We start from the raw sequence: 23115 nt of genomic DNA, 5'->3' as shown, positions 1-23115 counted from the left end.
GATATCCGCGTATTGCGCGGACAGATCTTCCCCGCCGCGCCAGCAGCTCTGGACGCGCCTTCGACGGCGAAGACGGCGACAGCCGAGGAAGCTTCAAGCGCTGACGCGGCCGTGACCACCGATCGGGCCTCGGCGGGCCGGCGGGTTGCTTGTCAGCTGGTGTACGGGTTCCTCGAGGTCATGGGCGTGCGTGCGACGTCGAGCACCGGCGGTGGGAAGCGGGGCCGGCCGTGTAGTAGCGGGCGCGGGTTCGGCCGACCGGTTCCAGGACCTGTGCGGTGGTGAGATCACGCAGGTTGCGCTGCGTCTGCTGCAGGCTCAGGCTCTCAGCATGCTCGTAGCGTGAGCGGCGGACGCGCCCGGCCATGGCCACATCGTGCAAGGCCGTGACCACCCGCTCGTCCAGACCGGAGGTCTCGGCGAATTCTGAGAGCGCGCGCCAGACCCGCCCGGAGCGGTCGAGCAGGCCCACGGTCTGGGCCTACTAGTGATAGACGGGTCAGGTTGAACCGGATCCAGCCGGAGATGTCCTGGTCGGGAAGGTATGTCGGGCCCTGGTCGGCGAGTTCGCGGTAGTACTCCCAGGCGTTGCCGGGACGGCCGAGCCCCACCTCGAACGCGCCGGCCGTGGACCGCGGACGCCGAACGCTCGGGCCAGCCGCGAGATCGCCAGCCGGGCTCGGGAGTGGCACGGGCGACCACACCGCGGGGCCCGTACGCCGTGTCACCCATGGCGCCCCGGCGCCCCTAGGCACCTCCGTCGTTCGAGACGCCCGGACCGCATCGACCCGGTGGGCCATCCCTGACTGTCCACTTGCCGACAGTTATTCCTGTCGTCGACACAAAAATTTAGTCTTGCAGCGTGATTCATGATCCGTGGGAGCCTCCAGAAGTTCCGCTCGCCGTCGACCTCGTGATCCTCACACTGCGGGGAACGAGCCTGCAGGTGCTATTGATCGAACGTGCGATCGAGCCGTACCAAGGTGCGTTCGCGCTCCCGGGTGGCTTCCTGGCCCACGTCGAGGAGGACCTCGGGACGGCGGCGCGGCGGGAGCTCGCCGAGGAGGCCGGCATCGAGGCCGGGAGCCTGTATCTGGAACAGCTCGGCGTCTACGGCGAGCCCGGCCGTGACCCGCGGGGGCGGGTTGTCTCGGTGGCCTACCTTGCCGTCACGCCGCGGTTGCCGGAACCGGTCGCAGGATCGGACGCCGCGGATGCGAGCTGGCAGCCGACGAACCGAGTCCTCTCAGGCGAGTTGGTTCTCGCTTTCGACCATCGTCGAATCATCACGGACGGCGTCGAACGCGCCCGGGTCAAGCTCGAGAACTCAGCACTTGCCACCGCCTTCTGCGGTCCCGCCTTCACCATCGGTGATCTCCAGGAGGTGTACGAGGCGGTCTGGGGGACGCCACTCGACCCCAGGAATTTCTACCGAAAGGTCCAGAAAGCCAGCGGGTTCATCGTTCCGGTGGGCAGGGAGCAACGGATCACTGTCGGGCGGCCCGCCCGCCTGTTCCGAGCAGGCCTCAGCTCCGTCCTCTCACCACCGATCACCCGGCCCGTCGCCCCTGCGGCAGATGCCGCCGACACGCACCCGGAAGAGGAGGGATGAGCGTGGCGAACACCCGGCCGATCGTCGTCCTGACGGCTCTCGACCTGGAGTACCAGGCAGTTCATGAACATCTGGTAGACGCGCGGCTGCACCGCCATCCGCAGGGAACCCGTTTCGAGGTCGGCCGATTGGCCGGCGGCCAATGCCGGGTGGCGCTGGCACACGTCGGTGTAGGCAATCAGTCGGCAGCGGTGCTCGCCGAACGCGCCATCGCCGAGTTTGCACCGGCGGCTTTGCTCTTCGTCGGCGTCGCCGGCGGCCTTCATCGCCATATCGCACTCGGTGACGTCGTCGTGGGCACTCACGTCTACGCCTTCCACGGCGCCACCAGCGAGGACGAAGGGCTCTGGGGGCGACCCCGCACGTGGCCGCTCTCGCACCGCGCCGAACAGATCGCACGCCACCTGTCTCGGACGAGAAGCTGGGCCCGGCCGCCAGTCAAAGCGGACTCCCTCCCACAGGTGCACTTCGGGCCGATCGCGGCGGGCGAGGTGGTGTTGAACTCCACCGTGTCGGCCCTGGCCCGTTGGCTTCACGACCACTACAACGACGCACTCGCCATCGAGATGGAAGGCGCGGGAGCCAGCCAGGCCGGGCTGCTGAACAGCTCCCTGCCCGTGATCGTGATCCGTGGCGTCAGCGACCACGCCGACGGCACCAAGGAGTCGACCGACCGCCACCTGTGGCAGCAGCGAGCCGTGGCGAACGCGGCCTCGTTCGCCGTGGCACTCGCCGAGGAACTGGCCGTGGACATCGGAAAGACCGATACCGCGGAAACGAGGATCGGGAGGAGATCCACCATGCAGGTACCGAACCAGAACATCCGCAACACCGCGTCGGGGAACGCCCGAGTTGGTGTGCAGGCCGGAGCCCTGCACGGGGGCGTGACCATCGGCGCGACCGGTGAGCAAGTCCCGGCGGACCTGTCGGCGGCGCTTGTCGGCTTCCGCAACGACCTGCAGAACGCACGCAGCGCCGGAACCGTGGACGAGGACACCTACGCGGTCGCCGAAGCCGAGCTCGCCGCAGCTGACGAGGCACTCCAGACGGATTCACCAGCGACCCGCCGAGCGCTGCTGGTCGCCCTCAAGAAGGTCCGTGGGCTGATCGGTGACGTGGCCGACCTCGCCACGAAAATCGGTGTGGCCATCACCATAGCGCAGGGATTGTCGTGACCGACGACTGGGGTTTCTCCTCCGGGTCAGGCGCCCAGCCCAGCCCGGTTTCGTCCTCCAACATCGCCGACGGTTCCTCTCAGGTCGGAGTCCAGGCCGGCGTCGTCCACGGCGGCGTCCACCAGTACACGGTCGCCCCCAATGCGAGTCCGGCGGAGAAGTTCGAGGCCGGTGTCCGCCACCTGGACGGGCGCATGGCCGACCAGGCACGCCAGCTCATGCGCGAGTTCGTGGTCAGCTCCGCGAAGTCTGACCGAGTGCGCTTCCACTGGCTGCTGGCACTGGTCAGCGGACGGTCGAGGGACGAACTGTCAGCCGACGAGTCCAGGCAGCTACGCGACTTACAGGAAGACCAACCCGAGCAGGGCGATGACCCCTGGGCACAGGGCCTGCGTGTGGTGCTCCTGCTGATGGACGCAGCCAAAGGCAGGAACACCGACATCACGGTGGCACTCAAGGAGCTCGATACTCTGCCCGACCAGCAGAAGGGCATGATCCTCCGCCACATGGAACAGTTCCTCGATGGTCCACTCGAGGATGAAGTGTGGAACCGCGCCATCGCCCAAGCCAACGACGAGCAGATGGCCAACGCACGTCTTGACCGGGTCAAGAAGTTTTTTCACCCGAACCCAGCCGAACCACGGACGCGCCCTCCACGCCCCGTCGACATCTCCAGGGAGACTCGGCTGCGCGCCACGGTTTCGGTGGTGGTTCTCGCCGCCTGGGCCATAAACGTCGCCGTGCGCCTGACGACAGCCGGACGGACGTGGACGATGCTTGGGTGCATGCTGATTCTCGCCATCGGCATTATCGCCGTCCGGCACGGGGTGTCCTGGAAGATCGAGTACATCGAAGACGAAGCCGATGCACTGCAGTCCTCCGGAACATTCGCGAAAAGCATCAATCGCGATCTCGAGTACTACGTGGCCAGATACCCACCGAGTGGTGTCACCCCCGCCGAGTGGCTGCAGTGGACGGCCAGGGCGCGGCGCAGCATCGCCAACGAGATCATCGGCATCTACTGGGAGCGTTGGATCGGCGCCAATCGGGTCGCCTGGCTGCTGCGGCACGAAGCATGGCAGATTCAGAAGATGCGGAGGGACGGGACCCACCTCTCTTGGAGCAGAGCGCAGCGTGCCGTGCCAGAACTCGGTGCGTACGGGCTGGTCGGGGTCACCGTACTCGCGGGCGGAGGTCTGTGGGCACTGGTGGCTACGGCCGGAATCGAGGTACTCTTGGCCCTGGAAACAACATTCGTCGTCACTGTGGCGAGCTACATCCATGTTATCGCCCGACTGGAGAAAGAATGCGAGAAGCGGCGATTCGCCGCCGAACAGGATCAGCACGAAAAGGTCAAGGCGGCACGACAGGCAGGATTCGAGCGGTGGAAGGCCTACCTAGCAGACCGGCCGGACGATCAGGAGATGGCACGGTGGCTCGACTGCGACCGCAGAATACTCCTCGACCGGGCGCTGCACCATTACCGACTGAAAGCGAGCAGCGTCATCGCCCACGCCTTCGTCGAGACACAGGCCGCATCAAGTAAACGAGGGCGAGTCCACCGAGGCCCGTGGCGTTACAACAAATACCAGATCTCGGTCTTTCTCCTCACCGCCGGCGGGGTTCGAAATTTCGTGTCGACCCTAGATTTCACCACGGGACGTTTCACCGAAAATGGACGGCTGAACTACCACTTCGACTCGGTCGCCTTGATTCGCGTCGACCGTGACGCCGAAAATGTGCAGAAACTCGAAATCGTCCTGGTGAACGGCCAGGTGCTCCGGATGCAGATGGCAGACACCTCACCGGAGGAGATCACGACGGGCGAGACGGTTGGGCTGGTGGCCAGCCTCACCCAGGACGCCGGCGGACTGCAGCACACCATTCACGTCCTCGAAGGAATCGCCGCCGAGGGCAGGAAATGGTTCCGGCGGACGGCGTCCGGTTGGTGACATAACCTCGCCGACGAGAAACGACTGTGATGGATGGGCGCTGCCGGGGTCTGTGGATGCCTGGGGCCGCCGGGTCGTAACGAGACGTCGGGCTTTCCGGCATGGAAACTACGTCTGTGGCCGGGCCGAAGGCCGGCAGGGCTCCTGCACTGACTGCATGAGCATGCGCGACGAAGCACACCAGCTGCTTGACGCGCTGCCGGAGGACCGGCTATCCGAAGCCGTGGGCTGCTGCGGCAGTGGGCGGCGGTGGAACGCGGCGAGCGCCCCCGTCGTCAGTTCCGTACGACGGCCGTCTTCGATGGCGAGCCGGATCTGGGCGAGCACGTCAAGGGAATCATGCGCGAGGCGTGGGGCGACGAGGATCGCCGCAGCGCGTGATCGTCGTCGACACCGGCCCCGCCGAGAACACTGATGAGCAGCCTTTCCTTGTTGACGGCGAGGAAGCTGAGAGCGGGCCCGGCGTCGATGACCGGCCGTACGGTCACCGTGTGGGGGCCGGGGAAGACTCGCCAGCCGCATCGTCGAGACCGCTCAGATCGATGTCGACGTCCGGCAGGTCGGCGCCGTCAGTCCACGCCCGGGGCGGCTCCCCTGCTTCGATGCCTGCCTCGCGTAGCTCCGTCTCCACAGTCGCGATCTCGATGCCGCGGAGCGTGGCCAGAGCCTGCGCGGAGACAACGTGTTCCAGATAGCCGTTGATCGCACGGGCGAGGAGCCGCTGCGGAGCCCGCCGCTGATCGGACCCGGCCTGCAGGGCACGGTACTGGTCGATCCAGCCGAACCGGGCCGCCAGCCACGGCGTGGCGACAGCTCGCCACTCCACTTTCACGGCTTCCGTGATGTATCCAGCCTGCTCCAGGGCGATCGCGGCGATCGGCGGGGATACCAGGAACCGTTGCGTCACCTGCGAAAGCAGCGCGAGGTCCATACCCTCAGGACCGCGGTCGCCAAGGAACCCGCGCAGCCCCTCCGCCGGTATGAGCAGGTGCCGGGCGAAGGCATCCGCCCGTACCTCCGCCGGTCGACGCTCGCTCCACGTTTCTTCCGGTGCCTCCGACCAGTCCTCGAACAGGACATGCGCCAGTTCGTGGGCGAGGGAGCTGCGCTGTCGCATGGGCCGGTCGGTCCGCGCCACGCCAATGAACACCGAGTTCCGGACTGGATCGCGCACTGTGAGCCCGTGCTCGTCCGGGCCTGCGTCGAGTACGGCCACGTCGATCCCGGTGGTCTGCTCGACGAGTGACACAAGATCGCCCAGGGCCTGTGTCCCCAGGCGATGGTCGCGGCGGAACTGCGCTGCCGCGTCCCTCCCGTCCGACTCGGCGTTCATGCCACCACCGGAAGCGGCGGGATGCCCTGGTCATCCAGATAGGCGTCCAGATCCAGGTAGTGCAACAGCTCCCGGCGCATCGCGGCCATCTCGGCATCGTTCGTGGCGCGGGCCGCGTACTGGGCACGGTCGGCCACCGATCCGACACCAGTAAGCTCCGCCACGGAATGACCGGTTGCGCCCGCGATCGCGATGATCTCCGTCATCTTGGCTACCCGATCACCAGCGACGATCCGGGACAGCGTCGGCTGCGAGATACCCGTGACCTGAGCCAAGGCCCGTTGGGTCAGCTGGGCAGCACTCATGGCGTGCCTGATCCGTTCACCCACACCGATTGAGTCCATACCACCACCCCCTTGAATCAGATCAAGCATACCCGATTCACGGCTGGTTCCGGCCCGTTCAACCGCACGCTTTGCAGGTCACCGAATCCGCTTCGGCTTCTCCGCCCCGGCGGGCATCGAAGATGCATCGCCGGGGCTGGTGGACCTTCAACGGCCCTGATCACGCGACCAAAGCACCACCGCGGACCGCGGACGCCGAACCTTCGGGCCGGCCGCGAGATCGCCGGCCGGGCTCAGGCGTGGCACGGACGACCACACGGCGGGAACCGCACGGCGAGTCACTCCACCGCCCCGGCACCTGGCACGCCCACCCTGGGCCACGTGCAGGCTGAACCGCTCCGGCGTCCGCACACACGCCCCCGGGGCTACCTGGTTCTTGTGGCATTCGTGTTGCCGCTGTGGCCGGCCCGGCGAATCTTCGCGTGAAGGGGTTCGATGGACACGGCCGGGCCGTCCGCGGCGGGTACGTGGGATCGGGCGGCTCGTTCCGCGTAGATCCTTCGTCATGTTCGTAGCTGCGCCGACAGGTTAGGGGTACGAGTCCCCTCGTCTCCACCGCCACGAACCAGGGCTTTCGCTGTCCTCCTCCCCCTCGATCAGGGGTGAAGCAGGGTGTCGACGTGACCGGCTGACGCGGCCCAGGGAGGCTCGCACAGCTATGAGGGGCCAGAGCGAGGGGGAGGGAGGGGGTGGCCGTGGTGGCAGGCGAACAGGACTACCGCAAGGCCATGGTGGATCTATCGGAGGGGTTCGGCGAGCGGCTGCTGGGTGTGCTGCTGGACCGTGCTCACGAGATGCCGCCGCAGCTGATCGCCCCACTGGTCGCGGAGGAGGTGAACAGGATCGGTGGCCGGGACATCTCGATCCTTCTGCAGGACTATGAGCAGCTGATGCTGACGCCGCTGCCGGGCCGGAGCCTCACGGTCGGGGAGCCCGAGCCGATCGACGCCTCCCCGGCCGGTACGGCATTCCTCCGCGCGATGGCCGTCGAACAGCCGCAAGCTGACGGCATACGAATGTTCCTGCCGCTGCTGGACGGTAGCGACCAGGTGGGGGTGCTGGCCCTCACCCTCGACACCGTCGACGATGACGACCGGCGGTTGCTGCGGCGACTCGCCGGCCTCGTCGCCGACATACTGGTCACCAAGAGCAGTTACACCGACCAGTTCTTCCAGGCCCGGCGCCGCGAACCGATGAGCGTGGCCGCGGAAATCCAATGGTCACTGCTGCCCCCGCTGACCATGATTACCCCGCAGGTCGCGGTAGCCGGCATCCTCGAACCCGCCTACAACATCGCAGGCGACAGCTTCGACTACGCCCTCAACGACGACATCCTGCACGTGGCCGTCATCGACTCGATGGGTCACAGCCTGGACGCCGCCGTGCTGGCGACGGTCGCGATCGGCGCCTACCGGCACGCCAGACGCGCCGATATCGGGCTTGCCGAGCTTTACATGTTCATGGACGCGGCCATCGACAAGCAGTTCGGGCCCGACCACTTCGTCACAGCGCAGATGATGCGTCTGGATATCGGAACAGGCCACCTGCAGTGGGTCAACGCAGGCCACCCGGCAGCACTGCTCATCCGCGATCATCAGGTCATCCGGGCACTGGAGAGTCCGGGAACCCTGCCGGTCGGCTTCGGTGGTGACATACCGCAGATCAGTGAGCAGACGCTCTGGCGCGGCGACCGCGTACTGTTCTTCACCGATGGCCTCATCGAGGAGCATGAAACCGGCGGAGAGCAGTTCGGCGAGGAACGCCTGATCAGCTCTGTTGAGAGTATCCGGGGCAGAAGTGTGCGGGAGATGGTGCGGGGTCTGTCCCATGCGTTGATGCGAGAACGGCGCGGGGTCACGACCGACGACGCGACTCTCTTCCTGGTCGAGTGGCGTGGGGGCACCGCCGACCATCTCGCCAGCGCAGATGTGTAACCAGGAAGAGGCAGGCAGGGGACGCCCGGTCGTCTCGGTTTCCGCTCGTTCGCGTGTGTCCGCTGCCGTCCGCAGATCCGTTTCCGCTACCCATACGACCTCGTGCACCGCGGACGTGGTCTGGGTCATGTCGGGCTTGGGGTCTCGCGTTGGACCCACGTCATGCCGGGGTAGCGCAGTCCTTCGGGCTGGAGCTGGCTCAGCTCTCGGATCTCCTGGACGGTGAGGGTGAGGTCGAGTGCGGCAAGGTTCTCCTCGAGCCGCTCGCGCCGTCGTGTGCCGGGGATCGGGATCACGTCGGGGCCTTGGGCGTGGAGCCATACGAGCGCTACCTGCGCGGGGGTGGCGTCGTGGGTTGTGGCGATTTCGCGGACGGCACGCAGGAGTCCCAGGTTGTGCTCGAGGGCGTCTTGCTGGAAGCGTGGGAGGCTGCGGCGGAAGTCGCCGGGGGCGGCGCCGTAGGCGAAGCTCATGCCCATCACCCGAGCCCCTGCGCGGAGGCGACCAGCCCGTGACCGCCCAGCGCACGTGTCGGCACCGACGTCCTCATCGACCCGCCGCCTCCGGCTTGGCGCTGAGTTCTTCGAGGAACCGCGCGAGTTCTGCGGATACCCGTGCTGGATCCTCGAGGTGGGGCATGTGCCCGCAGTCCTCGAGCACGACCAGCCGCGCGTTCGGCAGTAGCGCCTCCGCGGCCTGCGGGACCGTAACGGGAACCTCACGGTCGAGGCGGCCGTGCAGGAGCAGGACGGGAACAGGCAGCTCGCCGAGCTGGTCGCGGCGATCGTGCGTGGCGGCGTCGGCGAGCAGGTCGTCGATGAACCAGCCCGAGCGCAACAGCTGCTCGGACGTCCAGCGGCGGACACCCTGGCCGGCCTTCGGGCCGAACCAGGTGTCAACCATCTCGTAGAAGAGATCGTGGCGGCGGGTGCGCATCGAGGCGTGCCAGGCCGAGAACCGCTCCTTGTCGACGCCGTCGGCGAAGAAGTGCTGCGGCGCGTCCAGAAGCGCCAGCGCGGCGATCCGCCCATCGGATCCCAGCGCCGCCTCCAACGCGATGTTCCCACCCAGGGATGAGCCGACGAGGACAACGTCCCGGAGATCGAGCAGATCGACCAGTTGGAGGATGTCGCCGGCCACCGTCTCGACCGTGTTCCCGTGCGCCGGGTGGTCCGAGCGGCCGCAGCCACGCCAGTCAGGCGTCACGCAGCGAGCCTGCTCGTGCAGCGTCGCGACCTGTCCCTCCCACACACGGCCGCTCGTGCCCCAGCCGTGCAGGAACACGATCGGCCGGCCGTTGCCGCGGTCCTCGTAGAACAGCTCAACGCCGTCGCTCAGCTTTACCGTCGCCATCGTCGGACGCTCACCGTGCCGCGCTCTTGCGTGGAGCGCTGGAGCGGCGGTCGTCGGCCTGGCACGTCGCCTGCTGCGCGTCGAGGAAGCCGACGATGATCGACACGAACCGCTCCGGATCCTCGAACGGCAGCCCGTGTCCGCCCGGAACCTCCTGGTAGCTGGCACCGACGATCGCCCCAGCCAACGCCCGCTGATGACGAGAGGGGACGATCTGGTCATCAGCGCTGGCCAGCACCAACGTCGGCGCCCTGACCGCCGCGAGCAGGCCGGAGATGTCGATCCGGCCGTCAAGCTCGATCTGCCCGGCGATCCGCTGATCGACCAGCCCCTCGAAACCCGCGACCAGCTCGCCCAGCTCCCGCTGTCCGATCTCGGCCAGCAGCCCGGGGCTCATCGCCGAGAGCACCAGCGACCGGGCCAGCAACGCCGTATCAGCTTCCAGCAGACGCGCCCACAGCTCGAACATCAACCGCTCCCGCGGCCCCGACCTCACCCAACCCGCGTGCAAGAACAGCGACCGCACCCGCTCAGGCGCCGCCGCGGCCACCGCGGCCGCGAGCACCGCCCCCAGCGAATGCCCGACCAGGTCGAACTGGCCTTGCACCCCGCCCGCGTCCACCGCCACCAAGAGCTGCTCGACGAGCACCTCGACGTCGAGCGGCGCAGCGCTCGCCGGCGTGTCGCCAGCACCGGGAAGGTTCGGCGCCACAACCCGGCGACGGCCGCCCACGGCATCTATCAGCGGCTCCCAGTTCGATGTCGCATCGGCGCCGGTCCCGTGGACCAGCACGACCCCCGGACCGTCGCCAACCGCGACGAAGTCCAGCGCACCGCGACTCCCAACAGACGGCAAGGCAGCTCTCCTTAGGCCAGAACACAGATCAAGTTATGTCCCCTGAGCTTACACAGAACTCTGATGATGGCCAAGACACTGTCGATCGGGACTGTATGCTCTGGCTGTGTCGATGCCACCCGAACAGCGGATCGGCCTGCACATCAAGCGGACCGAGCAGGAGCTGATCGCCACCAAGACCGCGGCCCTGCGCCCCTACGGACTCACCGTCCCCCAGTACTCAGCACTTATGTTCATCGCCGACCAGCCTGGGATCTCCGCCGCCGCGCTCGCCCGCGCCTGCCTGGTCACGCCCCAGACGATGGCGACCGTGCTCACCAACCTGGAAACCAAGAAGCTCATCACCCGCCAGCCGCACCCCTGGCATCGCAACGCCACCGAACTCACCCTTACGCCCGACGGCCAACAACTTCTCGAACAGGCCGACGCCGTCGCCAGCGCGATCGAGCAACACATCGCGGACACGTTTACCCCCACGGAGCAGGCTCAGCTCATCGAGATGCTGAGCCGCGTCTCCAAGGTCCTCGCCGAAACCCACAGCGACACAGCCACGACTCCACTCACAGACGATTCACCAGCCTGAACCGCCCCGGGCTACCTGGTGAGAATGTGGGTGAAGTGGTGCGCGGCGATGGCCATACCCGCGTCCAGGTAGAGCCGGTGGGCGTCCGTCCGCGCCGGCCCGATGCCGGAGCCCGGCCGTACCTGGCCGCATCCGAGACGCCGGGCCTCCGCAAACAGCCACTCGAGGAGACGCCGGCCATATCCCTGGCGGCGGGCCTCGCCAAGCGTCGAGAGATCATCCATATACAGGTAGCGTCCGAAGGACAGAGCGGGCCCGACCCGGATGGGGCAGAACGGGCCACCCGGCCGTGTCGGATACCGCTAGGATCACGCCTTGTACGCGGAGTATCGGGGGGCGGATGGTGCACGGTCGACGTTACCGCCAGCGTGGGGCGGCTCCCACGTCATGATTGTCGACAGGGCCCGGGTGGCCGCGGCGCTGCCCGGCTACGACCTGGGCGGGCCCCTCGGCCAGGGCGCGTTCGGGCTGGTGCTGGCCGGCCGGCACCGCGGGCTGGACCGTCCCGTGGCCATCAAGATTCTGGCGGCGGGACGCGACGGGGCAGAAGCGGGGTTCGCCCCCGAGGCGCGGCTGCTCGCCGCGCTGAGCCATCCGCATGTGGTGCAGGTCTATGACTACGCCGCGACCGACGGCCTGCATCTGATCGTCATGGAGCTTCTCGACGGGGGGAGCCTGACCCGCCGCCGGGCCGGTATGCCACCCGAGGACGCCTGCGCCGTCGGCCTGGCCGTGGCCGCGGCCCTGGCTTACGCCCACGGCCGCAGTGTCCTGCACCGTGACATCAAAGCCGACAACATCCTGTTCGACGCCACCGGCCTGCTCAAAGTCGTCGACTTCGGCATCGCGAAAATCGTCGAAGGGCCCGACACCACCGCCAGCAAGATCATCGGAACGCCGAAGTGCATGGCTCCCGAGCAGATCGCCGAAGGCCGGCTGAGCCCGGCCACCGACCTCTACGCGCTCGGGGTGCTCCTCTACGAACTGTTCTCGGGGGCGCCGCCGTTCGACCCGCAGCTACCACTGCCCGTGCTCTGGCAGCACCACCTGCACACCATCCCCGCCCGGCCCTCCGGAGTACCCACACTCATCGCCGACGTGGTCCTCCACGCCCTGGCCAAGAACCCGGCCGACCGCCCACCCTCCACACGCGCCTTCGCTCTCGACCTGGCCCACGCCGCCGCCGGCGCCTTCGGCCCGGGCTGGATCACCCGTACCGGCATCGGACTCCGCCTCGACGACGACATCCGCACCGCCGGCGACCAGCCCTCTACCGCCCCGCGGGCACCGACACCGCCCGGGACGCGGAGGGATGCGCCACCGGGCAGGCCGGGCGTACCCGTCCCGGTATCCACCGACCGCGATCTCTATCCGACGATTGTCCGTGACGCGGGCCGTTCCTGGCCACCCACATCGGCCTCGGACAGGTCCGCCCCGTCCGAGCATGCTGACCCGGTCTCTTCGTCCCGGCGCCGACCGCGCCGGCCACGCACCACCGCGCTTGTCGTGTCCGCCGCGGCAACGGCGGTGCTGCTCGCCATCGCCATCGCCATCGCCGTCACAGCCTCCCGTGGCGAGGACTCCCCTGCCTTCAGCGTCAGGGCCTCCCCCGTCCCCCAGCCGCTGGGCTCCCCCCTGACCAGCCACACGAGCTGGGTGGAGTCGATAGCCTCCGCCCCGGACGGACACACCCTTGCCAGCGCCAACGGCGATGGGACCATACGCCTGTGGGACGTCTCCGACCGGACCGCCCCTCGCCCCCTGGGCGCCCCCCTGACCGGCCACACCGACAGGGTGCGGTCGGTGGCCTTCAGCCCGGACGGGCAGACTCTCGCCAGCGCCAGCCACGATCACACGGTACGGCTGTGGGACGTCTCCGACCGGACCGCACCCCACCCCCTGGGCGTCCCCCTGACCGGCCACACCAACACGGTCGTCTCGGTCGCGTTCGCTCCGGACGGGCGCACCCTCGCCAGCGCCGGCGAGGACCGCACGGTACGGCTGTGGGACGTCTCCGACCGGACCGCACCCCACCCGCTTGGCGTCCCCCTGACCGGCCACACCGACTGGGTGGGCTCGGTGACGTTCGCTCCGGACGGGCGCACCCTCGCCAGCGCCAGTGGCGACCGGACCATACGCCTGTGGGACGTCTCCAACCGGAGCACACCCCACATCCTGGGCACCCCCCTGACCGGCCACACCAGTTGGGTGGTGTCGGTGGCCTTCACCCGGGACGGGCGGACCCTCGCCAGCGCCAGCGACGATCACACCATACGGCTGTGGGACGTCTCCGACCGGAGCGCACCCCACCCCCTGGGCGCCCCCCTGACCGGCCACACCGGCTGGGTGTGGTCGGTGGCGTTCACCCCGGACGGGCGCACCCTCGCCAGCGCCGGCGGCGACCGGACCGTGCGGCTGTGGGACGTCTCCGACCGGACCGCACCCCACCCCCTGGGCACCCCCCTGACCGGCCACACCAACGGGGTGCGGTCGGTGGCCTTCACCGCGGACGGACGCACCCTCGCCAGCTCCAGCGACGAGGCGATACGGCTGTGGGACATGGGCTGACCAGCCCCGCGAACATCCCTGGGAGCCCGCGGTCACGCCCTGGCGGCACCTGAGGCCCGCCAACGACAACGGGCGTTGGGATTTTCCCAATCGATCAGGTAATCTGGCCGTATGGACGGCATCGGGGACCGGGTGTTGGAGCACATCCGGCGGGTCCGCCACACCACCCCGCAGCGGGACATCGCCGAGGAGATCGGGATGACGCCTGACGCGTTCTCACGCGCTGTGAACGGCAAGCGGGCTTTCTCCTCGATCGAACTGGCGCGTCTGGCCGACCTCCTGGACGCGGACATCCACTGGCTGATCACCGGGCAGCCCGACCCGAACCGGCTCGTTGTCGCGGCCCGGCACCGTTACGACCATGAAACCGGCCACCGGGACGTGCCCGGACGCGACGCCGACGACCGGGTGCTGCGCGACATCGCGTTGGCCTACCGGCAGGCCAGCCTGCGGCGGCAGCACGTACCGGCGCTCCCAGGCACTCCCGAGGGGATCAGAGCCGCACTGGGCGCGGATTTCGTGCGACCGTTCGCGGAACGGCTGGAAAGCCGTCTCGGCATCGACGTCGTCCGGGTCGCGGACCTGTCCACCGCGTACTCGTTCACCCTTGGCGGGCATCGGGTGATCGCGCTTCCGGCGGCGGGCAACTGGTTCCGGGAGAACTGGTCAATGGCCCACGAGCTGGGGCACCTCACTCAGGGCCACCACGACCAGGATCTCTCCCGGACGGAGTGGGACCAGTGCGAGGCGGCCGCGAACGCTTTCGCCGCCGACCTTCTGCTCCCCCGCGGCTCACTGGCCGCGATCGACTGGAACCGTCTCGATGCCGCCGGGCTGGCCGATCTCGTCTGGCGGTGGGGCGTATCCACCGATGCCTTGGCTCGCCGGCTGAACGCGCTGAACGGCCAGCTGCCCCCGGTGGTGGGCGAGTGGGCCGAACAACCGACCCAGCGCCTGTTGCGCCGTTACTGGGTGGCCGAATCGGGCATCGATGAGATCACCCTGCGCATGGATGCCGCCGCCCAGCGCCGGTTCCCCCTCACCCTCCAGGAGGCGCACCTCGCCGGAATCGAGTCCGGCGCACTCGGCAAGAACACGCTTGCCTGGATGCTCGGCATCGACCCGGACACGCTCGATGTCGACGTACCGTCAGTACCCGAAACAGACGTTGGCGACCTCGCCAGGGCGCTGGGCCTGTAGACCGTGGCCGTTCTCCTGTTCCCCGACAACACAGTTCTGATCAACTTCGCGATCCTCAACCGCATGGACCTGCTGGAGCGGCTGGCGAACGGCAACGGCCGCTGGTGCGCCACTGTCGCGGCGGAATGCGACGCCTCAGCCCGACAACCCGGTCTCGCCACGCTGGCCGAGGCCACGAACATCTTCGGGCCGCCCTGGTTCCCCGATCCGGCCGAACTCCAGAACACCCAACTCCTGCGCGACGAGCTCGCAAGCCCCCGCGATCGCCCCCACCGCCACCTTGGTGAGGCCGAGACACTCGCCATCATGATCCACCGCCAGGTTCACGGCTTCTTCGTGACCGACGACAACGACGCCGCCCGGCTCGCCACCCGCAACAACATCCACGTCGTCAGGACCTGGCATTTACTGAAGATCGCCGCGAAGGCGGACTGGATCGACGCCGACACCCTCTGGGGCTACCTCCAGACGCTGCGCGCCCGACGACGAGGCAGCTCGTCCGGCGTCACGGACAGGCCCTCTTTCGACAAATGGCTGGCATCCTGACACCGACCACAAAGCCGAGGACCACGACTTACGTTCCGGCTGTTCCGTGTGTTGGCGGGCTGTACAGGGCGGCGAGCGCCTTTGCGGCTTGGGCCATTGTTTCCCGTAGCTCCGGAGGGTCGAGCACTTCCAGGTCGGGGCCGAGGCGATTCCATGGGTTTCACCGGTTTATCCGTTGTGGTGACGCCCGCGACCAGTGTCCACAGGGGGCTATCCGCGGAGGTGCCGGTTGTCCACAGGTACGGACCGGCGGACGCGGCTGGTGGCCGGACGCCCATAGAGTGGCCGGGTGACCTCCCCTCTGGTCGACAGCCCGGCCGACGCCCCGCCGCTGGCCGACAGCGATGTCCGGCTGACTGACGGCGCGAGCGACGCCGCGCGGGTGCTGCGCCGTGTCTTCGGGTACGAGTCGTTCCGGGACGGCCAGCAGGAGATCATCGATCATGTCGTCGGCGGTGGCGACGCGCTCGTACTGATGCCGACCGGTGGCGGCAAGTCGCTGTGCTACCAGATCCCCGCCCTGGTACGGCCGGGCACCGGCGTCGTGGTGTCACCGCTGATCGCGCTGATGCAGGACCAGGTCGACGCGTTGCGGGCGCTCGGCGTACGGGCGGGGTTCCTCAACTCCACCCAGGAGTTCGACGAGCGCCGCGAGGTGGAGTCCGCCTTCCTCGCCGGTGAGCTCGACCTGCTCTACCTGGCGCCGGAGCGGCTGCGCGTCGACGCGACGGTCACGCTGCTCGACCAGGGCACGATCGCACTGTTCGCGATCGACGAGGCGCACTGCGTCGCGCAGTGGGGTCACGACTTCCGGCCCGACTACCTTCTGCTGTCCGAGTTACGCGAACGCTGGCCGGACGTGCCGACAGTGGCGCTGACCGCCACCGCGACCCCGGCGACCCACACCGAGATCACCTCCCGGCTCGGCCTGGAGGGCGCCCGCCACTTCGTGGCCGACTTCGACCGCCCGAACATCCAGTACCGCATCGTGTCGAAGAAGGAGCCGAAGGCGCAGCTGCTGGCGCTGCTGCGCGCCGAGCACACCGGGGACGCGGGCATCGTCTACTGCCTGTCACGCTCCTCCGTCGAGAAGATCGCCGAATTCCTGGTGGCGAACGGCATCGCGGCGCTGCCGTACCACGCCGGGCTCGACGCGCGCACCAGAGCCGAGCACCAGGCGCGCTTCCTGCGGGAGGACGGCATCGTCATGGTCGCGACCATCGCCTTCGGCATGGGCATCGACAAACCGGACGTACGCTTCGTCGCCCATCTCGACCTGCCCAAGTCCGTCGAGGGGTACTACCAGGAGACCGGGCGTGCCGGACGTGACGGGCTGCCCTCGACCGCGTGGCTGGCCTACGGCCTGCAGGACGTCGTGCAGCTGCGCAAGCTCATCGACGCGTCCGCGGGCGATCTCACGCACCGTCGGCGGCTGAGCGCCCACCTCGACGCCATGCTCGCGCTGTGCGAGACGGTCGAGTGCCGCCGCACCGGGCTGCTCGCCTACTTCGGGCAGCAGCGCACCGCCCCGTGCGGCAACTGCGACACCTGCCTGACACCCCCGCGGACGTGGGACGGCACGATCGCCGCCCAGAAGCTGCTGTCGGCTGTGCTCCGGCTGCAGCGGGAGCGCCGCCAGAAGTTCGGCGCGGGCCACCTCGTCGACATCCTGCTCGGCAGGAAGACCGCCAAGGTGATCCAGCGCGATCACGACACCCTGAAGGTCTTCGGCGTCGGCACCGAGCTCGGCGAGCCCGAGTGGCGCGGTGTGGTGCGGCAGCTGCTGGTGCAGGGGCTGCTGGCGGTCGAGGGTGAGCACGGCACCCTTGTGCTCACCGACACGAGCGCCGACGTGCTGCGCGGGCAGCGCACGGTCCTGATGCGACGCGAGCCGGAGCCCGCCGCCAGGGCCGCATCCACATCCACGGGCACGGCCGCGTCCGCGGGCACGGCCACATCCGCGGGCACGGCCGCGTCCAAAGGCACGAGGTCCCGCCGCGTTGCCGTGGCCGAACTGTCGGAAGAGGCGATGCCGGTGTTCGAGCGGCTCCGCGCCTGGCGCGCGGCCGTCGCGAAGGAACAGGGCGTCCCGGCATATGTGATCTTCCATGACGCCACCCTGCGTGAGATCGCGTCACGCCCGCCGGCCACGTTGGCCGAACTGTCCACCATCAGCGGCGTCGGCGAGCACAAGCTCGCCAGGTACGGACAACAGATCCTCGACACCCTCGCCGAGTGAACAGCCCCTGTTCGCCCGGTCCCACCCGGGACGGCCGTCGGTATGACCGCTGTTGCCACTCGTGCCATGGTGGCCAGGGATCACGGTCGGCACATTCAGTAGTGGTAGCGCACCTGAACGATGACCAGATCGTCGCCGCGCACCTGGTACACCAGCCGGTGCTCCTCGGTGATGCGCCGCGACCAGTATCCCGACAGGTTCTGGGCCAGTGGTTCCGGCTTACCGATCCCGACGGCCGGGTCCCGGGCCGACTCCTCGATCAGACGGTTGATCCGGCGGAGCATCTTGCGATCGTCTGCCCACGACGCATAGTCGGCCCACGCCCGTGCGGTGAACACGATCCTCATCAGGTCAGTAGATCGTGTTCCTCGGCCGCACCGGCGTCGGCCTCGGCGATACTGGCCGCGAGGTGCGCCGCGTTGGCGGGCGACCGCTGTAGATAGGCGGTCTCCTGCATGGAGCGGAACTGGGCTTCGGAGACCAGGTAGGCCGAGCCGTGCTTGGACAAGATCTCGACCGGCTCCTGGTCGGCATTGACCTGCTCGATCAGCGGGAACAGACGCTTGCGGGCCTCACTGGCGGTGACAGCCATAGCACCCTCCAAAGTAGTACAAGATATTGTACCACTCTAGTCGACATCCAGCCCCGCCCCGCCGACCATGCCAGCCGCGCTGACGATCGTCCCAATGGATGCCAACGACCGCTGGCGCGTACGTAGCGCTACCACCTGGGACTCGGGGAGCCGTCCGCACACCCGGTGAGCACCGGTATGAAACCCGGGGTGACCGGGATGTCGGATGGCTTTCCGCCATGGGATCCGATTGTCGAATCTCCGGTCCGGTCCGGTCCGGGCCACGTGGCCGCGGATTTCCACTGGGTGTCCCAGCTGTGTCCTAACGATTATCAACCGCATCCTCGACCGTCTTTTCCTGTAACGGGAAGACCCGGCCGTGACATCCAAAATACATGATCATGCATTCCTCGCGTCTCCGCATCCGCCGGGAGCACGTCCACATCGCGGATCAGGGGAGAGAGGGGGAGACAAACCGTGGATGCGCTCGATAAGGTGTCTGGGTGGTGAATCTGCGGATCTCGGATGAAGCCGGCCGACCGGTGGCGCTGACGGCGCCGGCCGGCAGCGGACAGGCGCCGGCGGGCTGCCCCGCTTCAGGACGCAGACCCTCGGCGGGACGTCGGCGGCTCACCGTCGCGCTCCGGGCGGGCGGGGAGCGCACGGCATCGGTCCACGGGTTTCCGTGAGCATGACCGCGGACGCGGCGGTAACAGGCAGGTCTACCCGCAACTAACGACCAACATCATAATCTGTGCCAGGCACGACGGCGTGCCAGCTCAGATGGGGATCCGGACCGGTCCGCACCGGATCGCGTCCTCGGCGTGCCGTGCGCCCACGGCCGGCCCCGGTTCCGGCCCTGACCCCGGTTCCGGCTCAGATTCCGGCTCCGGCTCGGTCACCGCGATTTCGGCGAAATCCGCCGACGTGGTGACGGAATTTTCTCAGCAACGTCGCTGAACCATTGTCCGGCCGGCATCGTGACTCCGGCGGATATCTCGACGACAGTGAGGGGGACGCGTGAGGACACGTTCGAAACTCTGGGCGCTGTGCGCACTGCTGTGCGCGCTCCTGGTGGGCTGTGGCTCGGACACGGACAACACCGGTCCGACGACTCCGTCCGGCGCGGCGACGGCGACACCGTCTGTAACCGGGACAGTGACGGTGTTCGCCGCCGCGTCGTTGACCGAGTCGTTCACCGAGCTCGGCAAGCAGTTCGAGGCGGCGCATCCCGGTGTGACCGTGAAGTTCAACTTCGCCGCGAGCTCGGCCCTGGCCACTCAGATCAACCAGGGGGCGCCGGCGGACGTCTTCGCCTCGGCCAGCCCGACGAACATGACCACGGTCGTCGACGCCGGCAACGCCACCGGCCCGAAGACGTTCGCGCAGAACAAGATGGCGATCGTCACTCCGCCGGACAACCCCGCGCACATCGCCACCGTGGCCGACCTGGCGAAGCCTGGTGTGAAGGTCGCGCTCTGCCAGGCCCAGGTCCCGTGCGGCGCGGTCGCGGCGAAGGTCTTCTCGAACGCGGGTGTCACGGTCACGCCGAAGACCTACGGCGCCGACGTGAAGGGCGTGCTGACCACCGTCGAACTCGGCGAGGTCGACGCCGGCGTGGTGTACGTCACCGACGCCCAGGCCGCCGCGGCGAAGGTGAAGAGCATCGAGATCCCCAAGGAGCAGAACGCCTCCACCACCTACCCGATCGCGGCCCTGACCAAGGCTCCGAACGCCAGCGGCGGGCAGGCGTTCACCGAGTTCGTCCTGTCGTCGACCGGCCAGGAGGTACTTGCCAAGGCCGGTTTCGCCTCTCCCTCCTCATAAGGGCTCCCTCCCCGCAGCCGGCATCCGCCTCCCTGCGCGAGCCCCGTTCGGGGGTGTCTCCGGTTCCCGTGAGCCGGAGGCACCCCCGAAGACGTCATCGGGGGCAGCTACGCCGCCTGCCCGACGCGCCCCGGTGCGCCGCTCGGCCGGGGCGGTGGTGGCCGCGCCCGGAGCACGGCCATGAGGATTCCAGGCCGGCACCGCCCGGCATATGTCCTTTTTCACCGAGACATCCGTCCGTTCTTCGCCAGGCATTCGACACGTCAGGTATGGTGCGGCCCGGCGGGCAGCCCGTCGATTCGCGCACATATCGTGTTTCCAGCTGGTAAAAGCGGGATGACCCGGTCGTTCCCGACGGCGGACGGCGGACGGCGGGTAACTGCTCCCGCCCGGCCCGGAAAACCCGTGACCGCGGCACCACCGGGCCCACAGCCGATGGGCACCGGAGCTCCACGGGCTCCCCGGCAGCGGCAGCGGCTGCCCGATCAGCCCTGGGAGCTGCGGCTTCATCCGGACGACAGCTGTACGTACCAGCAATGTCACGTATTTCCCGCCGCCCGGAAACGGGCCGGGCCAATGTTTCACGGGCCCGCCGCGAATGGCTCCCGAATCCCGGGTACTCCGGCCCGGGATTCTCCGGCCACAGTGCCCGGGCGCGCTTTTTCACCGGCACCGCCCGGCGACCGGCAGCGGCCGACAGCCGGTGCCCGTCGCAGCTAGAATCTGCTGAGCAGCCACCGCGAACGCGCCACAACGAATGCACGGCGCCACAACGAATGTGAGGTGTGACGTGGCGAGCGAGAAGCGCCGACTTCCCATGAACGTCGAGGGGCCTTTCTTTGTCGATTCCGAGTGCACCGACTGTGAGAACTGTCGGGGAGTCGCACCGGACTTCTTCAAGCACGACGAGGAGCGCGAGGTCCACTACATCTGCCGGCAGCCGGTGAACGAGGACGAGGAGGAGATGCTGCTGCAGGCTCTCGAGTTCTGCCCGGCCGAGGCGATCGGGCGCGTGGCGGCCTGACGGGCCGGGACAGCACGCTCACAACCGCTCCTACCAGGGGTTTCGCCGGGCCGCCCCACCGGCTCGGCGGGCCCGGCGGGCCGGGCAGGATCCGGCCCGCCGGACGGGGCACTGGCGGAACGGCCGGCGGGCGAAGCGCCGGCGAGCCGCCGGCCGACGGGCCGTGACATGCCGGCGACGAGAATCCAGAAGGATTCATCTGGTCTCGTCGGGTGACATTACGGGAACATTTTTTGCCGGCCATCACCAAGGGTAGATCAATATCTATCAGCGGGTAGTCGTCCGACAAGCGACTGACATACAGCCGACACAATGGCCGGTTACAAGCCCCGTAACGCTGCGATCATCGAAAATACGGTTAGCGTGGAAACCCTCGCCTGCTGAGGAGGGAAGTTGTCAAAGACCGCGCAGGATTTACCCTCGCTCCACGCTTCTTCTGAGCGCCCGGAAGCCCACCGTTGGTTACCGGCCCGGCCGCTCGGTCCAATGTCGGAGATGGCACGGTTACGGAAAACGCATCCAATGATGGAGGCGATTGTCGACGAGGTGGACGGTCGCCAGATGCGGGTCGGCGACCACTGGCTGACCGACTTCGCGTCCTGCAACTATCTCGGCTTCGACCTCGAGCCAGAGATCATCGCGGCGGTGCCGGAGTACCTGGCCAGGTGGGGCACGCATCCGAGCTGGTCACGGATGATCGCGACCCCACGGCTGTTCGTCGAGATCGAGCAGGAGCTCACCGACCTGCTCGGCGCCGAGGACAGCCTGGCACTCCCCACGATCACGCACATCCATCTGTCGGTCATCCCAGCCCTCGCCGGGCAGGGAACGATCTTCATCGACCGCAACGCGCACCGCTCCATCCACGACGGCTGCGTCATGGCCCGGGCCTGGGGCGCGACCGTGCAGCGCTTCGACGACAACAACCCCGCCGAGCTCGAGGAGATGCTGCGGGCCTGCCGCAGCCACCCGCGGCTGGTGTGCGTCGACGGGCTGAACAGCATGACCGGCAACATCCCGCCGGTGGCGGAGCTGGCCCGGGTGACCCGCGCGAACGACGCGCTCCTCTACATCGACGACGCGCACGGTTTCGGCGTCATCGGCGAGCGCCGGCCCGACGAACTGAGCCCCTACGGCAGCCGGGGCAACAGCCTCATCCGCCATGTCGGGGAGAGCTACGACGGGATCATCCTGGTAGCGGGCTTCTCCAAGGCCTACTCGTCCCTGCTGGCCTTCCTCGCCTGCCCGACCGAGGTGAAGAACCACCTCAAGGCGGCCACCTCCCCGCACACCTTCTCCGGGCCGTCCCCGGTGGCCTCGCTCGCGACCGTGCAGGCCGGGTTCGCGCTCAACGCCCGGCGGGGCGACGCGATCCGCGCGGATCTCCACCGCAAGACGGCCCGGATCCTCGACGGGATGGGGCGGCTCGGGCTGGCCTCGCCGAACCGGTCGGGCAGCCCGATCATCGAGATACCGGTCGGCGCCCCGGACCGTATCGACGCCATCGGCGACCATCTGTTCGACCGGGGGATCTACACCACCCTGGCGCCGTACCCGATGGTGCCGCGCGAGAAGGTGGGGTTCCGCATCCAGGTCACCGCGGCCAACACCGACGAGGAGATCAGCCACCTGCTCGAGGTGCTCGCCGAGGTCGCCGACATGCTGTCGGACGCCGCGCCCGCCCAGGACGGATAGCACCCGTACCCACCGTAACGCCACGACGGTCGTCCAGGACCGCACCGGGGAAACGGCGGAAGCGTAAGAAGCCATAAGAAGCCATAAGAAGCCATGAAGGGAAGCCCGACGGGGACCGGCGAGCAGCCGGTCAGGCCGTGCCCGGCGCGCGGATGGCCGGGCACGGCCCCAGACCTCCGGCCGGCGGACACCGGCCCAGCGGGGCTGTGCCACCGCGAGCCACCGCGGGCCACTGCCACGCCTGTCCCGCCCGGATGCCCACGGCACCTACCGAGCGTCGTGCCGACCTGCCGGGCCTACTGA

The 23115-nt window shown here is 68.3% G+C and carries 21 protein-coding genes and 1 pseudogene; 12 read left to right on the top strand and 10 right to left on the bottom strand.

Annotated features, from left to right (window positions below):
• Positions 1–178 precede the first annotated feature (178 nt).
• Positions 179–472, bottom strand: a complete 294-nt coding sequence (locus AC5LSR_RS04400; protein ID WP_250284769.1) for a hypothetical protein — start codon at positions 470–472, stop codon at positions 179–181.
• Between the two features lie 390 nt (positions 473–862).
• On the opposite strand from AC5LSR_RS04400, the gene AC5LSR_RS04395 reads away from it, so the two are divergent.
• The 3 genes from AC5LSR_RS04395 to AC5LSR_RS04385 are packed head-to-tail and all read left to right on the top strand — an operon-like array spanning position 863 to position 4739.
• The gene (locus tag AC5LSR_RS04395; protein WP_250284772.1) at positions 863–1612 is read left to right on the top strand and encodes an NUDIX hydrolase; all 750 of its coding nucleotides are present in this window, start codon (positions 863–865) and stop codon (positions 1610–1612) included.
• Positions 1609–2787 (top strand): 5'-methylthioadenosine/S-adenosylhomocysteine nucleosidase, encoded by a 1179-nt coding sequence (locus tag AC5LSR_RS04390; protein WP_250284774.1) that lies wholly within the window; start codon positions 1609–1611, stop codon positions 2785–2787. Before AC5LSR_RS04395 ends, AC5LSR_RS04390 begins: the two co-directional genes overlap by 4 nt.
• Positions 2784–4739, top strand: coding sequence for a hypothetical protein (locus AC5LSR_RS04385; protein WP_250284776.1), 1956 nt, complete (start codon positions 2784–2786; stop codon positions 4737–4739). Before AC5LSR_RS04390 ends, AC5LSR_RS04385 begins: the two co-directional genes overlap by 4 nt.
• 484 nt (positions 4740–5223) lie before the next feature.
• Here AC5LSR_RS04385 and AC5LSR_RS04380 read toward each other — a convergent pair whose 3' ends face one another.
• Positions 5224–6072: an ImmA/IrrE family metallo-endopeptidase gene (locus AC5LSR_RS04380; RefSeq protein ID WP_250284778.1), complete on the bottom strand. Its 849-nt coding sequence runs from the start codon at positions 6070–6072 to the stop codon at positions 5224–5226.
• Positions 6069–6446, bottom strand: a complete 378-nt coding sequence (locus AC5LSR_RS04375; protein ID WP_250284780.1) for a helix-turn-helix domain-containing protein — start codon at positions 6444–6446, stop codon at positions 6069–6071. The genes AC5LSR_RS04380 and AC5LSR_RS04375 overlap by 4 nt, the downstream gene beginning before the upstream one ends.
• Positions 6447–7105: 659 nt before the next feature.
• On the opposite strand from AC5LSR_RS04375, the gene AC5LSR_RS04370 reads away from it, so the two are divergent.
• Complete coding sequence (locus AC5LSR_RS04370) at positions 7106–8350, top strand: PP2C family protein-serine/threonine phosphatase (RefSeq protein WP_250284781.1); 1245 nt, start codon at positions 7106–7108, stop codon at positions 8348–8350.
• Positions 8351–8475: 125 nt separating this feature from the next.
• Here AC5LSR_RS04370 and AC5LSR_RS04365 read toward each other — a convergent pair whose 3' ends face one another.
• From AC5LSR_RS04365 to AC5LSR_RS04355, 3 genes are all read right to left on the bottom strand, one after another.
• Positions 8476–8829 carry an aldo/keto reductase gene (locus AC5LSR_RS04365; protein ID WP_250284802.1) on the bottom strand — a complete coding sequence of 118 codons (354 nt, stop codon included), beginning with the start codon at positions 8827–8829 and terminating at the stop codon, positions 8476–8478.
• Positions 8830–8896: 67 nt separating this feature from the next.
• Positions 8897–9703: an alpha/beta fold hydrolase gene (locus AC5LSR_RS04360; RefSeq protein ID WP_250284783.1), complete on the bottom strand. Its 807-nt coding sequence runs from the start codon at positions 9701–9703 to the stop codon at positions 8897–8899.
• A 10-nt stretch (positions 9704–9713) separates the two neighbouring features.
• Positions 9714–10559 carry an alpha/beta fold hydrolase gene (locus AC5LSR_RS04355; protein ID WP_250284785.1) on the bottom strand — a complete coding sequence of 282 codons (846 nt, stop codon included), beginning with the start codon at positions 10557–10559 and terminating at the stop codon, positions 9714–9716.
• Positions 10560–10671: 112 nt separating this feature from the next.
• On the opposite strand from AC5LSR_RS04355, the gene AC5LSR_RS04350 reads away from it, so the two are divergent.
• Positions 10672–11142 carry a MarR family winged helix-turn-helix transcriptional regulator gene (locus AC5LSR_RS04350; RefSeq protein WP_250284804.1) on the top strand — a complete coding sequence of 157 codons (471 nt, stop codon included), beginning with the start codon at positions 10672–10674 and terminating at the stop codon, positions 11140–11142.
• A gap of 11 nt (positions 11143–11153) precedes the next feature.
• Here AC5LSR_RS04350 and AC5LSR_RS04345 read toward each other — a convergent pair whose 3' ends face one another.
• Positions 11154–11366 carry a GNAT family N-acetyltransferase gene (locus AC5LSR_RS04345; protein WP_250284787.1) on the bottom strand — a complete coding sequence of 71 codons (213 nt, stop codon included), beginning with the start codon at positions 11364–11366 and terminating at the stop codon, positions 11154–11156.
• A gap of 163 nt (positions 11367–11529) precedes the next feature.
• Between AC5LSR_RS04345 and AC5LSR_RS04340 the strand changes: the two genes are divergently transcribed.
• From AC5LSR_RS04340 to AC5LSR_RS04330, 3 genes are all read left to right on the top strand, one after another.
• Complete coding sequence (locus AC5LSR_RS04340; protein ID WP_250290514.1) at positions 11530–13710, top strand: WD40 repeat domain-containing serine/threonine protein kinase; 2181 nt, start codon at positions 11530–11532, stop codon at positions 13708–13710.
• Between the two features lie 111 nt (positions 13711–13821).
• Complete coding sequence (locus tag AC5LSR_RS04335; protein ID WP_493464741.1) at positions 13822–14910, top strand: helix-turn-helix domain-containing protein; 1089 nt, start codon at positions 13822–13824, stop codon at positions 14908–14910.
• Positions 14911–14913: 3 nt separating this feature from the next.
• Positions 14914–15456 (top strand): PIN domain-containing protein, encoded by a 543-nt coding sequence (locus AC5LSR_RS04330; protein ID WP_493464740.1) that lies wholly within the window; start codon positions 14914–14916, stop codon positions 15454–15456.
• Positions 15457–15484: 28 nt separating this feature from the next.
• On the opposite strand, the pseudogene AC5LSR_RS04325 reads toward AC5LSR_RS04330, so the two are convergent.
• Positions 15485–15592, bottom strand: a pseudogene (locus tag AC5LSR_RS04325) (hypothetical protein); the annotation flags it as partial.
• 153 nt (positions 15593–15745) lie between these two features.
• Here AC5LSR_RS04325 and recQ point away from each other — a divergent pair.
• The gene (gene recQ, locus AC5LSR_RS04320) at positions 15746–17695 is read left to right on the top strand and encodes a DNA helicase RecQ (RefSeq protein ID WP_493464739.1); all 1950 of its coding nucleotides are present in this window, start codon (positions 15746–15748) and stop codon (positions 17693–17695) included.
• A 95-nt stretch (positions 17696–17790) separates the two neighbouring features.
• Here recQ and AC5LSR_RS04315 read toward each other — a convergent pair whose 3' ends face one another.
• Entirely contained in the window at positions 17791–18042 is a 252-nt protein-coding gene (locus AC5LSR_RS04315; protein WP_047223211.1) for a Txe/YoeB family addiction module toxin, read from the bottom strand.
• The gene (locus AC5LSR_RS04310; protein WP_047223212.1) at positions 18042–18287 is read right to left on the bottom strand and encodes a type II toxin-antitoxin system Phd/YefM family antitoxin; all 246 of its coding nucleotides are present in this window, start codon (positions 18285–18287) and stop codon (positions 18042–18044) included. The genes AC5LSR_RS04315 and AC5LSR_RS04310 overlap by 1 nt, the downstream gene beginning before the upstream one ends.
• A gap of 999 nt (positions 18288–19286) precedes the next feature.
• Here AC5LSR_RS04310 and modA point away from each other — a divergent pair.
• The 3 genes from modA to AC5LSR_RS04295 all read left to right on the top strand — a co-directional run bounded on the left by modA (position 19287) and on the right by AC5LSR_RS04295 (position 22812).
• Entirely contained in the window at positions 19287–20093 is an 807-nt protein-coding gene (gene modA, locus AC5LSR_RS04305; protein WP_250284886.1) for a molybdate ABC transporter substrate-binding protein, read from the top strand.
• A gap of 790 nt (positions 20094–20883) precedes the next feature.
• Positions 20884–21117, top strand: coding sequence for a ferredoxin (locus tag AC5LSR_RS04300; RefSeq protein WP_250284884.1), 234 nt, complete (start codon positions 20884–20886; stop codon positions 21115–21117).
• 522 nt (positions 21118–21639) lie between these two features.
• On the top strand, positions 21640–22812 hold the full coding sequence (locus AC5LSR_RS04295) for an aminotransferase class I/II-fold pyridoxal phosphate-dependent enzyme (protein ID WP_445548704.1): 1173 nt from the start codon (positions 21640–21642) through the stop codon (positions 22810–22812).
• Positions 22813–23115 lie beyond the last annotated feature (303 nt).

It is taken from the genome of Protofrankia sp. CiP1_Cm_nod4, from assembly GCF_982290645.1.
This window is presented reverse-complemented; position numbering and strand designations above follow the sequence as displayed.

Excerpts from the sequence above, each read along its gene's own strand:
- AC5LSR_RS04390 (WP_250284774.1), top strand. The coding sequence starts at position 1,609 with ATGAGCGTGGCGAACACCCGGCCGATCGTCGTCCTGACGGCTCTCGAC.
- AC5LSR_RS04380 (WP_250284778.1), bottom strand. The coding sequence starts at position 6,072 with ATGAACGCCGAGTCGGACGGGAGGGACGCGGCAGCGCAGTTCCGCCGC.
- AC5LSR_RS04375 (WP_250284780.1), bottom strand. The coding sequence starts at position 6,446 with ATGCTTGATCTGATTCAAGGGGGTGGTGGTATGGACTCAATCGGTGTG.
- AC5LSR_RS04365 (WP_250284802.1), bottom strand. The coding sequence starts at position 8,829 with ATGGGCATGAGCTTCGCCTACGGCGCCGCCCCCGGCGACTTCCGCCGC.
- AC5LSR_RS04360 (WP_250284783.1), bottom strand. The coding sequence starts at position 9,703 with ATGGCGACGGTAAAGCTGAGCGACGGCGTTGAGCTGTTCTACGAGGAC.
- AC5LSR_RS04350 (WP_250284804.1), top strand. The coding sequence starts at position 10,672 with ATGCCACCCGAACAGCGGATCGGCCTGCACATCAAGCGGACCGAGCAG.
- AC5LSR_RS04345 (WP_250284787.1), bottom strand. The coding sequence starts at position 11,366 with ATGGATGATCTCTCGACGCTTGGCGAGGCCCGCCGCCAGGGATATGGC.
- AC5LSR_RS04340 (WP_250290514.1), top strand. The coding sequence starts at position 11,530 with ATGATTGTCGACAGGGCCCGGGTGGCCGCGGCGCTGCCCGGCTACGAC.
- AC5LSR_RS04335 (WP_493464741.1), top strand. The coding sequence starts at position 13,822 with ATGGACGGCATCGGGGACCGGGTGTTGGAGCACATCCGGCGGGTCCGC.
- AC5LSR_RS04315 (WP_047223211.1), bottom strand. The coding sequence starts at position 18,042 with ATGAGGATCGTGTTCACCGCACGGGCGTGGGCCGACTATGCGTCGTGG.
- AC5LSR_RS04310 (WP_047223212.1), bottom strand. The coding sequence starts at position 18,287 with ATGGCTGTCACCGCCAGTGAGGCCCGCAAGCGTCTGTTCCCGCTGATC.
- AC5LSR_RS04295 (WP_445548704.1), top strand. The coding sequence starts at position 21,640 with ATGATGGAGGCGATTGTCGACGAGGTGGACGGTCGCCAGATGCGGGTC.